Raw genomic sequence first — 18,032 nt, forward strand, 5'->3', positions numbered from 1 at the left:
AATCGGCCTGACGTCCGCAGAATATAAGGCAGGTATAAATATACTGGGGGGAGTATTTTAAGGGAGTCTGAAGATGCCTTGCTCTGCCACCGCAGTGACGAAGGCTTGCGCTGGTCCGAGGCCGCTGATCACGATGTCTGGTGCAATTTCCAGTAAAGGCAACAGGACAAAGGCACGTTCGCTCATGCGTGGATGAGGGACAGTCAGCGTCTCACTGAGAATGCAATGATCGGCATAGAGCAGCAGATCCAGATCCAGCGTGCGCGGAGCGTTGCGATACGGACGTTCACGACCAAAATCCTGTTCAATCGCTTGCAGGCAAGACAGCAACGCAGGCGCTTCCAGCGTCGTTTCAATGGCGGCGACGGCATTGATATAGTCATCACCGCTGGAGTCGATGGGCGTGCTGCTGTACAAAGATGATGCCGTCAGCAGACGGCTCCCCGTCATGCTGTCAAGCCGGGTCATTGCTGAACGTACCGTCGCGCTGGCATCGCCCAGATTGGCGCCGATTCCGATATACGCCAGCATCATTCTTGTGCCGCAGCAGCCTTACGTGGCGCACGGCGACGTGGTTTGCGCTTCTTGATCACGCTGCCGGATACACCTTCGCCTGTGCTGGCGGGTTTGGATTTCTGATTAATCAGCTGTTCCCGCTGGGCTCCGTCGCCTTCGATAAACGCGGTCCACCATTCACCGATGGCGGTATCAATTTCGCCGGAAGCGCAACGCAACAGCAAGAAATCATAGCCTGCGCGTAAGCGCTGATGTTCCAGCATTTTGTAAGGCGTTTTGCCGATGCGTTTTTCAAAGCGCGGTTGCATGGCCCAGATATCGCGCATATCAGAACCGATTTTGCGCTGTATCGCCAGACTATCCGTTTGTTTGTTCAGTACATCGTCGGCCGCCAGATGCAATGCCGGAATCGGAAACTCGCCAGCGGCCTTGTAGGCTTCCCATTTTTCCAGCACCTGATGCCAGAGCAGAGCGGCAAACAGAAAGCTGGGCGATACCCGCTTGCCTTGCTGTATCCGTTCATCGGTATTCGACAACGCCAGCGTGACGAATTTTTCGCCCATCGGCTGCTCCAGTACCACGTCAAGCAGCGGCATCAGGCCGTGATGCAGACCTTCTTTGCGTAACTGTTGCAGACACGCCATGGCATGACCGCTGGTCAGCAGTTTCAGCATCTCGTCAAAGACACGGGCCGCCGGAACATTGTTGATCAGCGGCGCCATCACCGCGATCGGCGCGCGTGTTGCCTCATCAATGGTGAATTGCAATTTGGCGGCAAAGCGAACGACGCGCAACATCCGCACCGGATCTTCACGATACCGTGCTTCTGGCAAGCCAATGATGCGCAGGGTTTTTTGACGGATATCCTTGATACCACCGTGATAATCAAGCACCGTCTGAGTGGCGGGATCGTAGTACATCGCATTGATCGTGAAGTCGCGCCGCGCGGCGTCTTCATGCTGTTCGCCAAACGTGTTGTCACGCAATACACGTCCATGCTCATCTTTTTGCGCACCTTCCGACGATGGGCCTCGGAAGGTCGTGACTTCCAGCAAATCCTGACCAAACATCACATGCACGATCTGAAAACGCCGCCCGATAATAAAGGCGCGGCGAAACAGGCGTTTTACCTGTTCTGGCGTGGCATTGGTGGCGATATCAAAATCTTTTGGTTTGACGCCGGTCAGCAAATCGCGCACAGCACCGCCAACAACAAAAGCTTTAAAACCATTTTCCTGCAACGTCTGCGTAATACGGATGGCGTTGGCAGACACCAGTTGCGGATTAATGCCATGTTCTTTCGGCCCCAACGCAACCGGATGACGATTGCTTTTTGCCGTTGTTACCTCGGAGCTACTTTTCACGCCGAGTATTTTACGAATAAATTTCTTGATCATTGTTTATCAAACAGGTTGATTTGAGGCCATCCATGCGCCAGCGCATGTGCGCTCAGTCTGGCATTGGGATTGGTAGCGACCGGGTGGGTCACAACCTCAAGTAAAGGGATATCGTTATGTGAGTCGCTATAAAAATGACTACTGCCAAAATCACTGAGTTGTTTTTCTTGTTGTGTCAGCCAGTTCTGTAAATGAATCACTTTGCCGCGCCCCGATGTTGGTACGCCGACCAGTTTTCCGGTGATGTTTTGCTGCGCGTCAAGCTCGGGTTCGGCCGCCAGCAAGTGTGGGACGCCTAATGCTTGTGCAATTGGTGCTGTGACAAAGCGGTTGGTGGCCGTGATAATGGCAATCAGGTCATCTTGATCCTGATGTTGTTTCAGCAGATCGTAGGCGGCGGGCAGCAATGCCGGTTGAATTACTTCCTGCATGAATTGTGCGTGCAGATCATCGAGTCGTTGGCGGGGAAACTGCGCCAGCGTACCGAGCGCGAATTCCAGGTACTCGACCGGATCGAGGGTTCCCGCCTGATATTGCGCAAAAAAATCGGCATTGCGTTTGGCAAATGCATCCGCATCCACCGCGCCGACACGACACAAAAACTGGCCCCATTCATAATCAGAATCGATAGGAATCAGGGTGTGATCAAGATCAAATAAGGCAATATTACGCATGCTGATGATGTAGTAGGTCAGGTTTGTTGTCGCAACAGCAGTTCACGCAGCAGCGGCAGGGTAATCGGGCGTTTGGTTTCCAGCGAATAATGATCAAGCTGATCCAGCATTTCGGACAGGGAGCGCATGTCTCTTGGATAGTGCGTGATCAGATAGGGTAACACGCCGGCAGATAACTGAATCCCTCTGGAATGGGACGCACGTTCCAGCGCATCAATTTTATCTTCGTCTGTCAAACCATGCAGTTGATAAATTAATCCCCAACCGAATCGCGTACGCAGATCATCGCGGACGTTCAGAATCATCGGAGGATGATTGCCTGCCGCCACTAAAAAACCTCCATGCGCGCGGGTTTCATTGAACAGATTAAATGCAGCAATCTGATTCAGTGGTGGCAAACGGTCGCAATCGTCGAGTAAATACAGGCTGACATTGTCACTAAAATCAAATGCCTGCTCTGGCGCATCTGCTGCGATGTAGCGGGATGCCGGATGATCTGCCAGCGCATGCAGCAAATGTGTTTTTCCGGCGCCGGCTTCGCCCCAGATATACACCGAACGTTCGCCGTACTGGCTCGTGATCCGCTGCGAGAACAGACCCAGCAATTGCGCCAGTTCGGCATTCTGGCCGACGACAAAGGTATCAAGGGATGGCAGTTTCTGCGCATCCAGATCCAGAAGTAATTGCCTCATGACTGACGATAAAAAGTACTGTGAAGGTAAGAGGCTCGCAAATGCTTGACTGCGACTGAAATAATGGCGGAAGCAGGCAGTGCAACCAGAATGCCAATGAAACCAAATAACTGACCGAACGCCATTAACGCAAAAATGACGGTCAGTGGGTGCAGACCGATACGTTCACCGACCAGGCGCGGGGTCAGGAAAAATGATTCCAGCATCTGTCCTATGCCATAAATGATGGCAACAGCGATCAGACCGCTGAAGTCATTGAATTGCAGAATGGCGCCGATCACTGCCAGTACCAATCCGAGCCCGTATCCAAGGTAAGGGATAAATACCAGAAATCCGGTAATGATCCCCACTGGTAATGCCAGATCAAAACGGGCAATACTGAGTGCGATCGAATAATACGCTGCCAGCACGATCATCACCAGTATCTGTCCGCGCAGATATTGCGCCAGAATGTCATCGACTTCTGTTACCGCATTACTGGTGCCATGCACCCAGCGTCGGGGAATGAAATTACCCAGTCGCGTGATCAGAGAGTGCCAGTCCATTAACAGATAAAACAACACAATCGGAATCAGCAACAGATTTGCTACCATACCGAGCAGCGCCGTTCCCCCAACACGGATGGAAGACAGTACCGCTTTACCGATGACATCGCCGCTGTTCGACATTTGCTCTGTCAACAACGCTTTGATGCCGGCGCTGTCAAGGCGGACATGGATGCCGAATTCTGACAGCATCGGCACCAGCATTTCATCGAGCTTATCGAGAAAGCGGGGAATCTGATCCTGCAACTGAGGAATTTCTTTTTGCAAGATCGGGGTCATGATCAGCAGCATCGCCAGTACCGCCGCGACCAACACCACCAACAGCAGCGTGGATGCCACCGCACGTGGCAGGGAAAATTTTCCGCAACGGATCGAGCACAGTTTATCTACCCAGGGATTGAGTACATACGCCAGAATGCCTGCAACGATGAACGGCATCAGCACAGGACCGAGCAGCGACAACAGTAACAATAGCGCACATGCGACCGCGAGCCACAGCATGGATTGTTTTTGCTCAGTGGTGAAAGAAAATGGCATTGGCAGGGATGCTTGTCGGTTAAAAAATGATTAGTTTATTACGCATTGTCCAAAAATCGGTCAATCCGCGGTCATTTTGTTAAAATAGCGGTTTTGCCGGAGTTTTCTGGCAATTTCCCTATTTTACCGCCTCACTGCCCCTACTGCCGAATATCATGAGCACTTCTACCCCTGTTTCTCTCTCTTATGCCGACGCTGGTGTCGATATGGTCGCCGGCGACGCACTCGTCGATGCGATCAAACCTTTTGCCAAACGCACCATGCGTGAAGGTGTCATGGCTGGTATCGGTGGCTTTGGCGCGATGTTTGAAGTCAGTAAAAAATTCAAGGAACCAGTCTTGGTTTCTGGCACCGATGGTGTGGGTACCAAGCTGAAACTCGCTTTTCATCTGAATAAGCACGATACCGTAGGCGTGGATCTGGTGGCCATGAGTGTGAACGACATTCTGGTACAGGGTGCTGAGCCTCTGTTTTTCCTTGATTATTTCGCTTGTGGCAAATTGGATGTGGCAACGGCGACAGATGTGATCAAGGGTATCGCCTTTGGTTGCGAACAAGCTGGTTGCGCGTTGATCGGTGGCGAAACCGCCGAAATGCCTTCGATGTACCCTGACGGTGAATACGATCTGGCAGGATTCGCCGTTGGTGCAGTAGAAAAATCCAAGATCATTGACGGCAGCAAGATCCAGCCTGGCGATGTGATTCTGGGACTGGCGTCTTCAGGTATTCATTCCAATGGCTTTTCTCTGGTACGCAAGATTATTGAAGTCGCCAAGCCTGATCTGAATGCTGATTTTCATGGTCGCAGTCTGGGCGACGCATTGATGGCACCAACCCGTATCTACGTCAAACCCCTGCTGGCACTGATGGAGTCCCTCGAAGTCAAAGGAATGGCGCACATTACGGGCGGTGGTCTGGTAGAAAATGTACCTCGTGTTCTGGGCGATCAATTGACGGCAGTTCTGCACAAAGACGCGTGGACATTGCCACCATTGTTCACCTGGTTGCAACAACACGGCGGCGTTGCCGATGCAGAAATGCATCGCGTCTTCAACTGCGGTATCGGTATGGTGGTGATTGTTTCTGCAGAGAATGCAGATGCCGCGATGGCACAATTAACGGCTGCTGGTGAGTCTGTATACCGCATCGGTGAAATTCGTGCCCGTGAAGGCAATGAGCATCCTACTATCGTTGTCTGATCTGCATGACAATTAGCGGTAAATAGGTCTCGGTGGATAAACATCGGTCATGGGATATCATTCATGCATAACGTGAACATGCGTAACATGAATTGCACCTCATGACTCAGTTAGCCTGATCTGAAGTTCAGCTGATTTCTGAAAAAAAGCGCACTGTCTTCCGGCAGTGCGCTTTTTTATATTGGTCACACCTGATGCCTCTGTTGATGTGCCTTGCGTGATTGATGTCATCAATGTGATCAGTGTGCCTATTCGATCCAGATACTCAATGCACCCAATGCACCCAATGCACCCAATGCACCTAATGCACTCAATGCACTCACAGTGCTCAAAACTTTATCGCGATATTCGCGATATGTTTGGTAATGACATTGAGGGGGACTTCATCAGGCGGATATTCCGCCACGGATAGGGATCATGTTCAGCCGGGGTTTCGGCGGGTGTCGATTGTGGTGTCGCTGGTATTGGTAAAGGGCTTAACGCTTGAGCCGGACAGCTTCCTGTCCGTGCGTATGCCAAAGCTGCTGATAGTCGGGATTCGCTCTGATTGCCTAATTCATGCTCCAGATCGTCCGCTACCTGACAGCGCGGCGTAAAACCATTGATGTAATCGGCTTTCCCGACTGCATTGACGCCCGAAAACTGAATGGCAAAATACGCCGTACTACAATTGTTTTGCTGAATAAATCCGTACGGTTTACCACAAGTCTGTCCACCGATCAGAATCACTTCCATCCAAGGAGACAAGCTGTTGATGACAGATTCGCTGGCAGAACAGGTGTTGGCGCCGGTCAGTACAAACACGCGTGGCAAATTGAGTTGTGGCAAAGGTGCGTTGTTGTAATCTGTATCATAAAAATAATCAACATTGCTGTTGGTTTTTTCCGGATGTTTGTCATTGAATTGCAATTGCTCAAAAATCTGATTGCTGACTTTTTTGCCTCCGATCATTGCCGCGAGTTCATTGGCGATGTAGAGGTAGCCGCCACCGTTATAGCGTAAATCCAGCACCAGTTCATCAATCCCATTTTGTTGAAATTGTTTGAATGCGGCGACCAGTGGTGCTTCTGCTGTCGCAATGTGATCCGTGAACACCAGATAGCCAATTTTTTTTCCACCACTGTTAAGTACCGTATTTTGTAATACGGGTGATCTGACAACCGTGCCAGCAGTCATGCGTATTTGGCGTGTCTGTTGAGAACCAGGATTTTTGATATCAAAAAGATGGCTCTCTCTTTGCGTCGGATACAAGGCGTTATATTGTGTGGCATTCGCAGGCGTCGCCAGCGAGGTGTTATCAATGGCGGTGATGGTGGCACCACGTTTTAGTTGTGCCAGATCCGCAGGAGAATTAGGCTGGACATACACTACGCGCAACTGGCTGCCTTGTCGCAGCAGCGTATAACCATAGCTGACATCCTGACCATTCTGAAAATAATCATCAATTCCCGACTGGCTAGACGTAAAGCTGAAGCGATCTTTGGATCTAACCAGCAACGATGAAAAATAATCTGCCGCAGTGCTATAGAGCGCGGGAGAGGTATCGATGATTTCTTTGTACCAAAGGTACACGTCATCCAGATGCAAGCGCACCCAGCTTTTCTGAGCGTCAGGTGAACATTGATTGGCCAGGCTGCCAGATGAGCCGCTGAGTTCCGAATACAGCGTCAGTCCCTGAATGCCGATCAGCCCGATGGCCCGCGAAGTATCGTCGCTGGTCACGGCGGCCAGAATTGCCGTAGCTTGATTATTCGCTTCGTCTGCAGAATTCAGATTCAGACCTTGTTGCACTGCAAACAGATAGGCGACGTTGATTTTATTATCCAAGATACGACTCACCCAGGCCGAGCGAGGATCTGCCGCATATTCATGCGCTGCCTGCAAGATGGTTTTGACGACAGAGACTTTCGATTGTCCTGCATCCAGTTGTTGTGACCAATAATTGATTTCACTGCTATCCGGCGAAGTAGTTCCCGTGCGGCTGAGTACGCGCAGATAGACGTTGCGGATGAAATCCGCGTTGCTCATGTCAGCGATATAACCCGTTTGCACGGGTTGCTGAATGGCGGCGGCATAAAAGCTTTCTGCAATCTGCTCTATTGGTGCACCCGCCGCTAACCTGTCCATCCAGTAAGACAAACCATCGGCATCAGGTACACGGTTCAGGAATGCCAGATACAGTTCTATGAGACTCGATACGTCATTGACATTCATCGCTTTGGCCTGATCACTGATACCAAGATTGACCCGGAAATCGGCAAATTGCATTGCTGTGATCCCCGTGTAAGTGGTGCTGGAACCACCGCCAGTGATATCTGTAACGATATAAGCATTGCTGATTTTAGTGATCAGATAGTTTTCCCGTTTCCCCGGGAAACTGGCAATATTCGCCGTAGTGGAAATAGCTGCGAGCAAGGGCGCTGGCGCTGGCATCGGTTGGCTGGTTTGATATGCTGCGTCGTTACTGCCGCCGCATGCAGACAACAACAGTAACGCTGCTGCAATGACAAAACTCAGGTATTTGCGTGAACGACAACGTATCATATTGATTTCAGATGGCAGAGACAGAGACTGATTCTAAAAGATGTCGCAGGAAAGTCAATTGACATCTTTTGGCAACAGAAACCTGATTGCTTGCTGTCTTTATTCATGATTCAGACCGTGAAGACGGCTGTTCAATTTTTAATGACGAGAATGAAAACTAAACGCTGCGCCTGGGCTAATCCAGCAAATCCTCTGTACCTTGCTTATCATGATCAGGAATGGGGCGTTCCTTGTCATGATGAACGTCGTTTGTTTGAAATGCTCAACCTTGAAGGTGCGCAAGCCGGCCTCAGCTGGGAAACCATTTTAAATAAACGTGATAATTACCGCATTGCATTTGATCAATGGGATGCGCATATCATCGCGACTTACGGTTCCGATAAAGTGGCTGAATTACTGGCCAACCCCGGAATCGTGCGCAATCGCCTTAAGGTTGCTGCCACGATTACCAACGCACATGCTTACTTGCGGCTTTGTGAAGAATGTGGCGGCCTCGACAGCTACCTGTGGGCGTATGTCAATGGTCAGCCAATACACAATCATGGCGAACGCATTATCAAAACGGATTTGTCTGACAGGATTTCTAAAGATCTGAGTAAACGAGGCTTCAAGTTTGTTGGCTCCACCATCATTTATGCCTACATGCAGGCGATCGGGATGGTACAGGATCATGCCAGTGATTGCGACTGGCGCTGATCCTGAGTTGCACAGATGAGTTGCCTTAACTGTGGACTGAATATCCGTCAGATTGATTCGCCATCTGTGTCGCAATCTGTGCCGTAATCATGTCCCCTTCCGTGAAGGCGTTCCGAACATCATAATTGCTTATTGGATTGTTCCTGCTCCGCTAACGATTGCAATGCTGCCGGGCTATGTGTGCTATTGAGACTTTCCGGTGGCGTGACAAAAACGGGTTTGCTGTGCATATTCGTGTAGGAAAGAACATTGTGATCAGTGTCTGGTGCAGCATCCCAGACGGGGTCATCGATACCTTCAAAAACGCTTTTTAACTGCTCTCCCCAGGAATCCCGGATCATTCTGAAATACTGATTTTTTTCGTCTATTGTGACAAACCGGGTGACTGCCAGACGTCCACTTTCATAGACCAGTAAATCCAGAGGCAAGCCTACCGAGACATTGGAACGTAATGTGGAGTCCATCGAAATGAGCGCACATTTGGCTGCTTCGTCTAATGGAGTCGATGGGTTGACGACACGATCGATGATCGGTTTTCCGTATTTGGCTTCGCCTATCTGGAAGTAAGTATTTTCATTGTGTGATTCGATGAAATTACCTGCTGCATAAATCTGAAATAAGCGGCAACGTTCATTTTTGATCTGTCCACCAAAAATCAGGCTGACATTAAAATCAATACCGAAGTCGGCCAGTGCTTTGGCGTCGCGCTGGTGAATCGCGCGCACCGCTTCACCCAGAATACGGGCAGCCTCATACATATTCGGCGCGTTCCAGATGCTGTTACCATTCACGTCAACATGCTCAGAAACAAGCTGGCGTATCGATTGGGATATGGATAAATTGCCAGCTGTCATCAACACCATGGTGCGCTCACCCGGGTTTTCAAAGACCGACATTTTGCGGAAAGTACCCACCTGATCGACCCCCGCGTTGGTTCGAGAATCGGAGAGAAACACCAGCCCGGCGTTAAGGCGCATGCCAACACAATAAGTCATATCAGAAATGGGAATAATTTAAAACAAAGGAGGGATTTTACCTTATTCGACTAGCATGTCTCCGTTCGTTGCGGTGGGCGTCACCTCGACCATGACCGATAATGTTTCGTTGCCGCCACCGCGACGCACACCGCGCACAGGGCCGGCGGAATCGTAATCTCTGCCGATGGCCAGACGGCAATAGGCATCGCTCATCAGGCAGGCATGCGTCACGTCAATACTGATCCACCCTGAGTAATCGCTTTCTTCCGCCCAGACATCGACCCACGCATGGCTTTCTGCATACCCACTGGAGCCGGAATCGATGTAGCCGGAAACATAGCGCGCGGGGATGTTGCGGGCGTGACAACAGGCTAAAAATACATGGGCATGATCCTGGCAAACACCCTGTCCCAGCGCCAGCGCATCGTTGGCGGTGGTGGTCACCAGGGTTGCACCAGATTGGTAAGAAACTGCACCGCAAATGTGCGCCGCCAGATTCAGTAGTGTCGAAGTGTCTATGCTGGTTCCTGATTGCAGATGCTGTCTGGCGAAATCCGTGATCTGTTGCCCCGGTTCTGTCAGTCTGGTTGCCACCGTAAATATCAGTGGCGACAAAGGCTGGTAATCCGTCATCCTGCCCCGGTAAGGCCTGCGAACATCCACCAAACCTTCTGCAATGATGGCGACCTCATGATGCTGACCGGTGATGGTCAGCATATGAGAAGGATTATCGTAGGCATCGGTATAAGCGTGTTGATGTCCGCCAGTCCTGATCTGCCATGACAGCACGCGTTGTAATAGCTCAGTGCGTGGCGTAAGACGCAGTTGTTGTATCGTATAAGTCAGCGGTGCTGAATAACGATAAATCGTCTGGTGTCGTATAGCGAGTTGCATGCGTTGTCGTTGCTTCTGCTCAGGCAGCGACTAACGGCACCAGAAAATCGCGGCTGATACGGTTGCCCAGCTCAAAAATTTTTTCCAAAAATTCCGTCAGTGTGTCATGCAAGCCTGCCGCGAGAATGTCTTCAATGCGCTCAAATTGCAGTTCTGCATGCAGTTTTCCGGCAAAGCGCTCTGTGTCGGCGGAAATGTCATTGCGAACCTGTTGCAGATTTTCAACGACTTCATCCATGCAGGCCAGCAGGGAGCGTGGCATGTCGCCGCGCAACATCAGCAGTTCTGCCACTCGTTCCGGCGTTATCACGTCACGATACACCTTGCGGTAGATTTCAAAACCGGAGACTGAACGTAACAAGGCGGCCCAATAATAAAAATCCTTTTGCAAAGGAGCGCCTTGTTGCATTGTATTTTTTGCTCCATGAAACTTCACGTCTAATATCCGGGCCGTATTGTCTGCACGTTCAATAAATGTACCAAGCCGAATGAAATGAATGGCTTCATCCTTCAGCATGGTGCCGATGGTGACGCCGCGAGACAGATGAGAGCGATATTTCACCCATTCAAAAAACTGGCTGGGATCAGATTCGAGCAAACCGCTGGATAGTTTTTTTTGCATATCCAGCCAGGTTGCATTCTGTGTTTCCCATACTTCCGTCGTCAAGGTACCGCGTACAGCGCGGGCATTTTCCCTGGCCTCGGTGAGGCAGGCGGCAATGGATGAGGGATTCATCGTGTCTCTGACCATGAAGTCGAGAACATCTTTTTTGGTCAGGATGCCATATTGATGATCGAATGCGCTTTGTAACTCGGAAATACCCAACATGGCGCGCCAGCCTTGTTCGGCGTCTTGCGCTGATTGTGGCAGCATGGAAGTTTGTATATTCACATCCAGCATACGGGCAGTGTTTTCAGCACGTTCGGTATAGCGTGCCATCCAGAATAAATGATCTGCGGTGCGGCTCAGCATATTAGTTCTCCAGTATCCAGGTATCTTTTGTACCGCCACCTTGTGACGAATTGACGACCAGCGAGCCTTCTTGCAATGCCACCCGCGTCAGCCCTCCGGGAACCATGGAAATGGTTTTGCCGGACAATACAAATGGCCGCAGATCGATATGACGTGGTGCGATGCCGTTTTCTACAAACGTGGGGCAAGAGGACAAGGCCAATGTCGGCTGTGCTATATAGCCGTCTGGTTTTGCCAACAGACGCTGACGGAAATCTTCGATTTGCTGCTTGCTGGACGCCGGACCCACCAGCATTCCATAACCGCCAGCCCCATGTACTTCCTTGACTACCAGTTCGGGCAGATGAGCAAGGGTGTACGCCAGGTCTTCAGGTTTGCGGCACTGGTATGTCGGTACGTTATTGAGGATAGGTTGCTCGCTCAGATAGAATTTGATCATGTCCGGAACAAATGGATAGATCGATTTATCGTCGGCAACGCCGGTTCCTATTGCATTTGCCAACGTCACGCGTCCGGCGCGATATACCGACAACAAGCCCGGCACACCTAAAGACGAGTCAGGGCGGAATGCCAGCGGGTCGAGAAAATCATCATCCACCCGACGATAAATCACATCCACCCGCTTAGGCCCGCGTGTGGTACGCATAAAGACAGCGTTGTCATTGACGAATAAATCCTGTCCTTCTACCAATTCCACACCCATTTGCTGTGCCAGAAATGCGTGTTCAAAATAGGCTGAGTTGTACATGCCTGGTGTCATGACAACCACCGTCGGATCATCGACGCCCATTGGAGCGACAGAACGCAGGTTATCCAGCAACATGTCCGGATAATGATCGACAGGCGCAATCTTGTTACGGGCAAACAATTCCGGGAACAGGCGCATCATCATCTTGCGGTCTTCCAGCATATAAGACACGCCGGAGGGAACACGCAAGTTGTCTTCCAGTACATAAAACTCGCCTGCACCAGCTCTGACAATATCAACACCAGCGATATGTGCGTAAATATCTGATGCGACTGAAATACCCTGCATTTCGGGGCGATATTGCGCATTTTTATAAATCTGTTCAGGAGGAATAATGCCCGCTTTGATAATGTTCTGATCATGATAGATATCGTGAATGAACATATTCAGCGCCTGCACTCGCTGCACCAGTCCTTTTTGTAACTGACTCCATTCCCCTGACGGAATAATCCGCGGGATGATGTCAAATGGAATCAGGCGCTCGGTACCGGCATCATCACCGTAGACGGCAAAGGTAATGCCCACGCGACGAAACGTCAGATCGGCTTCCGCCCGTTTGCGCTGCAGGGTGTCCGCAGATTGCTGGGAGAGCCAGTGAGAAAACTCGCGATAATGTTCTCGCGTAGAGCCGGTCGTACCTGCGTCATCAGCAGTCATTTCATTAAAGAATTTTGCCATGTTCAAATCTCACTGTTGCGGATGTATCTGTGACTATCAAGAAGTGTGCCAGCAGTATTGAGGAGCTGATATCGAGCAATTTTTCGGGTAATACGCTTCATTTGTTGCTGTTGTTATTGCATACACTGATTTCCCGCATCTGCATATGGCCCAACTTCTTTCTGTCATGATGTCGATCATGGGGCGGATCAAGGTTCCCGAATGTAATCAATGAGTTCCGTGGTTTTTTGATCTGGGCGAGGGGTGAGAAGACTGACAACCAGAATGCCGAAAAATCCGGCCGGAACCCCAAAGACACCCGCAGAAATAGGCGCAATATTCCACCATTGATTCGAGGCACTCCCGCCAAACATGGGGTGGGTGTACAGCATATAAAAAATACAGACCACAAATCCCAGGATAATGCCGGTAATAGCGCCTTGTTGATTGGCACGTTTCCAGAAAATGCCCAAAACTAGTGCAGGAAATAATGCTGATGCCGCGACAGAAAAAGCGGCACCCACCAATGACAGGATATCTGCCGGTTTGAGTGAGGCCACATACGCGGCGATCAATGCGACAACCAGTAAGAGTAATTTTGATATCGTGACCCTTTTTTGCGTCGAGGCTTCCGGGTCGACGATTTTGTAATAGATGTCGTGTGATAAAGAATTCGAAATCGTCAGTAATAAACCATCTGCTGTCGATAGCGCCGCAGCTAGTCCACCCGCAGCGACCAGACCTGAAACAACATAGGGTAATCCGGCAATTTCCGGTGTGGCCAGCACGACAATGTCGCCATCAATAATAATTTCTGCCAGTTGCACTATGCCATCGTGATTGATATCGGTAATGTTAACCAGTGGATTGACACGGTCAATACTGGCCCAGTAAGTAACCCAGGAGGGGAGTTTAGAAAATTCACTGCCAACCAGTGAGGTGTAAATATCGTATTTAACCAGAATCGCCAGCGCCGGAATCGTGATGTACAACAGCATGATAAAGAACAGGGACCAGAACACCGAATCACGGCTCTGGCTGACTGAGGGCGTGGTGTAATAACGTGTCAGGATGTGCGGAAGTGCTGCCGTGCCCATCATCAGGCATAAGGCCAGCGCCATAAAATTATTCCGTTTGATATCGGATTCGTTTTTATCTTTTGCCGCATAGGGCGTGTATTGCGAAAATCCGGGTTGTGCCTTGTTCATGTAGGTATTCCGCGCATCTATCCAGCGCTGCTGCGCTTCTTGTGGGGATTTCGGATAATTGGCCAGATTCCGTCCTGCGGTTTTAATGTCTATCAGCGAGGCATTGCCGGCTTTGAGTTCATCCAAGCGATGTTGTAGCTCAAACCGTCCTTCTTCCCACGATTGAGGTAAGCGTTGAATTTTTCGCTGAAACACATCGGCGCGTTCGCGATAAATGGCGCGTACTTGTTGTTCCTTGGGATCATTGGCAAATAATTTTTCTTTATTCACCAATTCCGGTAAAACCGCACCGTACGATAATTGTGGGAATGGGCTATGTGTATGTTTGACCGATAACCATGCCACCGGAATCATGAAGGCGATGATGATGATGATGTACTGCGCTACTTGCGTCCACGTGACAGCGCGCATTCCACCCAAAAAAGAACATACCAGAATGCTCGCTAATCCCAGAAAAATGCCAACTGAAAAATCCACTCCGGTAAAACGCGAAGTGATCAGCCCCACGCCATAAATTTGTGCCACGACATAAATAAAAGAGATAAAAATCGTAGCGAACACCGCCAGAATACGGACAATGTTGCTGTCGTGATTGCCCGAAAAGCGCGTCCCCAGAAAATCCGGAATCGTATATTGCCCGAACTTGCGGATATATGGTGCGATCAGCATGGCGACCAGACAAAATCCGCCTGTCCATCCGATGATGTAGGCTAATCCATCAAAACCCTGCAGATATAGGCCACCAGCCAGGCTCAGGAAGCTGGCGGCAGACATCCAGTCCGCGGCTGTTGCCATGCCATTAAATACAGCTGGCACCCGGCGTCCGGCGACATAGTATTCGGAGATATCAGAGGTGCGGCTGACAACGCCGATCCCAGCATACAAAACGATCGTGGCAAACATGAACAGATAGCCTATCCAGGCGCGCGGAACTCCTTCTTTTTCAAGTATTGCCAGGCTGATCAGGAATACGAAAAAGAGCAGGGTGTACCACAGATAATACAGCGTCAGTTTTTGAGTAAATCCACGTTGTGCCATGAACTTTATTCTTTCCTTTTAGTGTCATCGTGACGAATGTAGTGCATGCAAAGCGAATAGATTCCAAGGATGAATACATAACTTAATGTCAGACCTTGAGCCGCCATGTAAAAAGAAAATGGCCAGCCAAAAAAAGTGACACTGGATAATTCCCGTGCAAAAAATAAAACTCCAAAACTGAGTGCTGCCCAGAAAAATAGCAGTAACGTGGTCAGCCTTCTGGTTTGTCGCCAATATGGGCTTTTGATTTTTTTGAGCGGTTTATCCATGTCAGCCTGCCTCATCGATGAACTCATCATAAGGATTCAGGCGAAACGATATCCTGAATACGCAACCGGGATATGCCGGATCTTCGTGATGCGGATTATCATTGATCTCGATTTTCGCATCATGTTGCTGTGCAATCTCGCGCACAATCGCCAGGCCTAAACCACTTCCTTGTACGTTCGTACCCAGTATCCGGTAAAAACGCTCAAACACATGTTCGCGCTCTGCTATTGGGATGCCCGGGCCATTGTCTTCGACCTCCAGTATGGCCAATGCCTGTTCTTCGTTGATACTGACTCTGACCGTCACACTATGTTCTTGCGGGGTATAGCGAATGGCATTGTCAATCAGATTGCTGAGCATTTCCCTGAGCATCAGTGGATTGGCAAAGATGATGACAGGAAACTCTGCCTGCTCTATTCCGAGATCAATTTTTTGGGCAAATGAAGTCTGTATCCAGTCGCGTACTACGCCAAGCGCGAGTGCATTCAGATCAACGGCTTCCAGAGGTTTAGTGGCGGGGGTCTGATTTTCTGCACGCGCCAAGGTGAGTAGCTGATTCACCAGACGGGTTGCCGCTTCGGAACTGGTGGCGAGTTGTATTAATGAGCGATGTATCTCAGCCTGATCCGTTTGTCGCAGGGCTAATTCTGATTGCATGCGCATGCCGGCCAGTGGCGTTTTCATCTGGTGCGCAGCATCAGCGATAAAGCGTTTCTGGATATCGATGGTTTGCGCCAGACGTTCCAGCATTTCATTGAGGGATTTCACCAGTGGTGTGATTTCCTCCGGAACATGGCGCGAGTCAATAGGGCTCAGATCGTCAGGTCTGCGAGCTCGGATACGTTGTTGCAGCTCGGCCAGAGGAGACAAACCACGACTCAGCGCAAACCAGACCAGCGCCAGAGCAATCGGCAAAATAATGAATTGCGGCAGAATCACGCCTTTGATAATTTCATTCGCCAGGACGGCGCGTTTTTCCAGCGTTTCGCCGACTTGTACCAGCGCCAGCCGCGGTTCCTGCTGTTCTTTACCAGTTGCGAAAGGGCGGCCTTTGTTCAGATCGATATATCCATAGGCAACACGGATATCAATTCCCCGCAAATTATCGTTGCGTAGTTGTATCGTGCCAGCCAAAGGCTTGTCATCGTCCGCAGGCAAGGGCAAGTCCCGGTCACCATCAACAATATCTCCGCGGACATCCTTGATCTGAAAATAGATACTGTCGAGATCATCGGCACGCAAAATGTCGCGTGCCGGATTTGAGAGCTGGGTCTGGATTTTGCCGTCGATTTCTCTGACTTGTTGCGATAGTACTAATACGTTGTCTTCCAGCGCCCGATCGAACGGTTGATTGGCAATGGATTTAGCCACCAGATAGGTGATGGCAATACTCATAGGCCAGAGCAGCAGAAGTGGTGCCAGCATCCAGTCCAGAATTTCACCAAACAGAGATCGCTGAGTTTTTTCCTGTGCCTGGCTCAGCAGCGCATTGTCAGGCGGTGATGTTTCCAGTGCCTTTTTTGCGCCTTCAGTCATGGGTGTTCAGTGTTTGTGGCGTCGGTCGTGGTTGTTGCGGAACCGGTTGAAGCCGCTGTTGTTGTCGGCGCCATTGTGGGTGTTAATGTCGTTACCATTGCTGGTGCTGTCACTGGCACAGTGGCAGCAGGAGGGACGAAGAATTTTTCCAGGCAATAGCCAAGTCCGCGCACTGTGGCAATGCGTACACCATCAACTTCAATTTTTTTACGCAAACGATGCACATACACTTCGATCGCATTATTACTGACTTCCTCGCCCCATTCGCACAAGTGATCAACAAGTTGCTCTTTGGAAACCAGTCTGCCGGTGCGTTGCAATAACACTTCCAGCAGACCCAGTTCGCGTGCGGATAAATCCAGCATCTGTTCATGGATGTAGGCAATACGCCCAACCTGATCGTATGTCAGCGGCCCGTGTTTGATGACTGTCGGCCCGCCACCTGCGCCACGTCTGGTCAGAGCGCGCACCCGGGCTTCCAGTTCAGACAGTGCAAAGGGTTTTGCCATATAGTCATCTGCGCCAAGATCCAGCCCTTTGACTCGCTGCTCAACAGAGTCAGCAGCAGTCAGTATCAGTACAGGCAAGTGTGAATTGCGTGCACGCAGGCGACGTAACACTTCCAGTCCACTCATCTTGGGCAAACCGAGATCGAGAATGAGTAAGTCAAAATCCTGTGTGGACAGCGCAGAATCGGCTTCCTGTCCATTGCTGACGCAATCAGTAGCATAACCAGATTGTCGTAGTGAGCGGGTCAGTCCGTCCGCCAGAACACTATCGTCCTCTGCAAGCAAAATACGCATGATGTCTATGAAAGTGATGTAATTTGTCTCTTGTTATTGATGCTGACACCGCCATAGCGATGATCACAAGGGGGTTTGTTTCATACTGATGGTGTTACCGGTTCAGTGAAGCAGACACTGCGATTTTT

The 18,032-nt window shown here is 50.2% G+C and carries 16 protein-coding genes; 2 read left to right on the forward strand and 14 right to left on the reverse strand.

Features of this window, described 5'->3' with window-relative positions:
* Nucleotides 1–57: 57 nt before the first annotated feature.
* The 5 genes from folK to ACO0LB_RS00825 are packed head-to-tail and all read right to left on the reverse strand — an operon-like array spanning nt 58 to nt 4,361.
* The gene (gene folK / locus ACO0LB_RS00805; RefSeq protein ID WP_423046114.1) at nt 58–531 is read right to left on the reverse strand and encodes a 2-amino-4-hydroxy-6-hydroxymethyldihydropteridine diphosphokinase; all 474 of its coding nucleotides are present in this window, start codon (nt 529–531) and stop codon (nt 58–60) included.
* Complete coding sequence (gene pcnB / locus ACO0LB_RS00810) at nt 531–1,913, reverse strand: polynucleotide adenylyltransferase PcnB (RefSeq protein WP_423045533.1); 1,383 nt, start codon at nt 1,911–1,913, stop codon at nt 531–533. The genes folK and pcnB overlap by 1 nt, the downstream gene beginning before the upstream one ends.
* Nucleotides 1,910–2,587, reverse strand: coding sequence for an HAD family hydrolase (locus tag ACO0LB_RS00815; protein WP_423045535.1), 678 nt, complete (start codon nt 2,585–2,587; stop codon nt 1,910–1,912). Before ACO0LB_RS00815 ends, pcnB begins: the two co-directional genes overlap by 4 nt.
* 17 nt (nt 2,588–2,604) lie before the next feature.
* The gene (gene hda, locus ACO0LB_RS00820; RefSeq protein ID WP_423045536.1) at nt 2,605–3,279 is read right to left on the reverse strand and encodes a DnaA regulatory inactivator Hda; all 675 of its coding nucleotides are present in this window, start codon (nt 3,277–3,279) and stop codon (nt 2,605–2,607) included.
* Entirely contained in the window at nt 3,276–4,361 is a 1,086-nt protein-coding gene (locus ACO0LB_RS00825; protein ID WP_423045538.1) for an AI-2E family transporter, read from the reverse strand. The genes hda and ACO0LB_RS00825 overlap by 4 nt, the downstream gene beginning before the upstream one ends.
* Before the next feature lie 155 nt (nt 4,362–4,516).
* Between ACO0LB_RS00825 and purM the strand changes: the two genes are divergently transcribed.
* Entirely contained in the window at nt 4,517–5,560 is a 1,044-nt protein-coding gene (gene purM, locus ACO0LB_RS00830) for a phosphoribosylformylglycinamidine cyclo-ligase (protein WP_423045539.1), read from the forward strand.
* A 336-nt stretch (nt 5,561–5,896) separates the two neighbouring features.
* On the opposite strand, the gene ACO0LB_RS00835 is transcribed toward purM, so the two are convergent.
* Entirely contained in the window at nt 5,897–8,104 is a 2,208-nt protein-coding gene (locus ACO0LB_RS00835; protein ID WP_423045540.1) for a DUF4214 domain-containing protein, read from the reverse strand.
* Nucleotides 8,105–8,254: 150 nt separating this feature from the next.
* Between ACO0LB_RS00835 and ACO0LB_RS00840 the strand changes: the two genes are divergently transcribed.
* Complete coding sequence (locus ACO0LB_RS00840; RefSeq protein ID WP_423045542.1) at nt 8,255–8,800, forward strand: DNA-3-methyladenine glycosylase I; 546 nt, start codon at nt 8,255–8,257, stop codon at nt 8,798–8,800.
* Nucleotides 8,801–8,919: 119 nt separating this feature from the next.
* On the opposite strand, the gene ACO0LB_RS00845 is transcribed toward ACO0LB_RS00840, so the two are convergent.
* The 8 genes from ACO0LB_RS00845 to ACO0LB_RS00880 all read right to left on the reverse strand — a co-directional run bounded on the left by ACO0LB_RS00845 (nt 8,920) and on the right by ACO0LB_RS00880 (nt 17,904).
* Nucleotides 8,920–9,795 (reverse strand): peptidase, encoded by an 876-nt coding sequence (locus ACO0LB_RS00845; RefSeq protein ID WP_423045543.1) that lies wholly within the window; start codon nt 9,793–9,795, stop codon nt 8,920–8,922.
* Nucleotides 9,796–9,837: 42 nt separating this feature from the next.
* Nucleotides 9,838–10,671, reverse strand: a complete 834-nt coding sequence (locus ACO0LB_RS00850; protein ID WP_423045545.1) for a transglutaminase family protein — start codon at nt 10,669–10,671, stop codon at nt 9,838–9,840.
* Nucleotides 10,672–10,690: 19 nt separating this feature from the next.
* Complete coding sequence (locus tag ACO0LB_RS00855; protein ID WP_423045546.1) at nt 10,691–11,644, reverse strand: alpha-E domain-containing protein; 954 nt, start codon at nt 11,642–11,644, stop codon at nt 10,691–10,693.
* Nucleotide 11,645: 1 nt separating this feature from the next.
* Nucleotides 11,646–13,070 (reverse strand): circularly permuted type 2 ATP-grasp protein, encoded by a 1,425-nt coding sequence (locus ACO0LB_RS00860; RefSeq protein WP_423045548.1) that lies wholly within the window; start codon nt 13,068–13,070, stop codon nt 11,646–11,648.
* Nucleotides 13,071–13,258: 188 nt separating this feature from the next.
* Nucleotides 13,259–15,295 (reverse strand): sodium:solute symporter family protein, encoded by a 2,037-nt coding sequence (locus tag ACO0LB_RS00865; RefSeq protein ID WP_423045550.1) that lies wholly within the window; start codon nt 15,293–15,295, stop codon nt 13,259–13,261.
* 5 nt (nt 15,296–15,300) lie between these two features.
* On the reverse strand, nt 15,301–15,594 hold the full coding sequence (locus ACO0LB_RS00870) for a DUF4212 domain-containing protein (protein WP_423045552.1): 294 nt from the start codon (nt 15,592–15,594) through the stop codon (nt 15,301–15,303).
* Nucleotides 15,566–17,101 (reverse strand): sensor histidine kinase N-terminal domain-containing protein, encoded by a 1,536-nt coding sequence (locus tag ACO0LB_RS00875; protein ID WP_423045554.1) that lies wholly within the window; start codon nt 17,099–17,101, stop codon nt 15,566–15,568. The genes ACO0LB_RS00870 and ACO0LB_RS00875 overlap by 29 nt, the downstream gene beginning before the upstream one ends.
* On the reverse strand, nt 17,098–17,904 hold the full coding sequence (locus tag ACO0LB_RS00880) for a response regulator (protein ID WP_423045556.1): 807 nt from the start codon (nt 17,902–17,904) through the stop codon (nt 17,098–17,100). The genes ACO0LB_RS00875 and ACO0LB_RS00880 overlap by 4 nt, the downstream gene beginning before the upstream one ends.
* Nucleotides 17,905–18,032 lie beyond the last annotated feature (128 nt).

The organism is Undibacterium sp. SXout7W, from assembly GCF_049339385.1.
GTDB lineage: Bacteria > Pseudomonadota > Gammaproteobacteria > Burkholderiales > Burkholderiaceae_D > Undibacterium.

Coding starts and splice junctions, on each gene's coding strand:
- folK (WP_423046114.1), bottom strand. CDS start 531: ATGCTGGCGTATATCGGAATCGGCGCCAATCTGGGCGATGCCAGCGCG.
- pcnB (WP_423045533.1), bottom strand. CDS start 1,913: ATGATCAAGAAATTTATTCGTAAAATACTCGGCGTGAAAAGTAGCTCC.
- ACO0LB_RS00815 (WP_423045535.1), bottom strand. CDS start 2,587: ATGCGTAATATTGCCTTATTTGATCTTGATCACACCCTGATTCCTATC.
- hda (WP_423045536.1), bottom strand. CDS start 3,279: ATGAGGCAATTACTTCTGGATCTGGATGCGCAGAAACTGCCATCCCTT.
- ACO0LB_RS00825 (WP_423045538.1), bottom strand. CDS start 4,361: ATGCCATTTTCTTTCACCACTGAGCAAAAACAATCCATGCTGTGGCTC.
- purM (WP_423045539.1), top strand. CDS start 4,517: ATGAGCACTTCTACCCCTGTTTCTCTCTCTTATGCCGACGCTGGTGTC.
- ACO0LB_RS00835 (WP_423045540.1), bottom strand. CDS start 8,104: ATGATACGTTGTCGTTCACGCAAATACCTGAGTTTTGTCATTGCAGCA.
- ACO0LB_RS00840 (WP_423045542.1), top strand. CDS start 8,255: ATGAAAACTAAACGCTGCGCCTGGGCTAATCCAGCAAATCCTCTGTAC.
- ACO0LB_RS00845 (WP_423045543.1), bottom strand. CDS start 9,795: ATGACTTATTGTGTTGGCATGCGCCTTAACGCCGGGCTGGTGTTTCTC.
- ACO0LB_RS00850 (WP_423045545.1), bottom strand. CDS start 10,671: ATGCAACTCGCTATACGACACCAGACGATTTATCGTTATTCAGCACCG.
- ACO0LB_RS00855 (WP_423045546.1), bottom strand. CDS start 11,644: ATGCTGAGCCGCACCGCAGATCATTTATTCTGGATGGCACGCTATACC.
- ACO0LB_RS00860 (WP_423045548.1), bottom strand. CDS start 13,070: ATGGCAAAATTCTTTAATGAAATGACTGCTGATGACGCAGGTACGACC.
- ACO0LB_RS00865 (WP_423045550.1), bottom strand. CDS start 15,295: ATGGCACAACGTGGATTTACTCAAAAACTGACGCTGTATTATCTGTGG.
- ACO0LB_RS00870 (WP_423045552.1), bottom strand. CDS start 15,594: ATGATGAGTTCATCGATGAGGCAGGCTGACATGGATAAACCGCTCAAA.
- ACO0LB_RS00875 (WP_423045554.1), bottom strand. CDS start 17,101: ATGACTGAAGGCGCAAAAAAGGCACTGGAAACATCACCGCCTGACAAT.
- ACO0LB_RS00880 (WP_423045556.1), bottom strand. CDS start 17,904: ATGCGTATTTTGCTTGCAGAGGACGATAGTGTTCTGGCGGACGGACTG.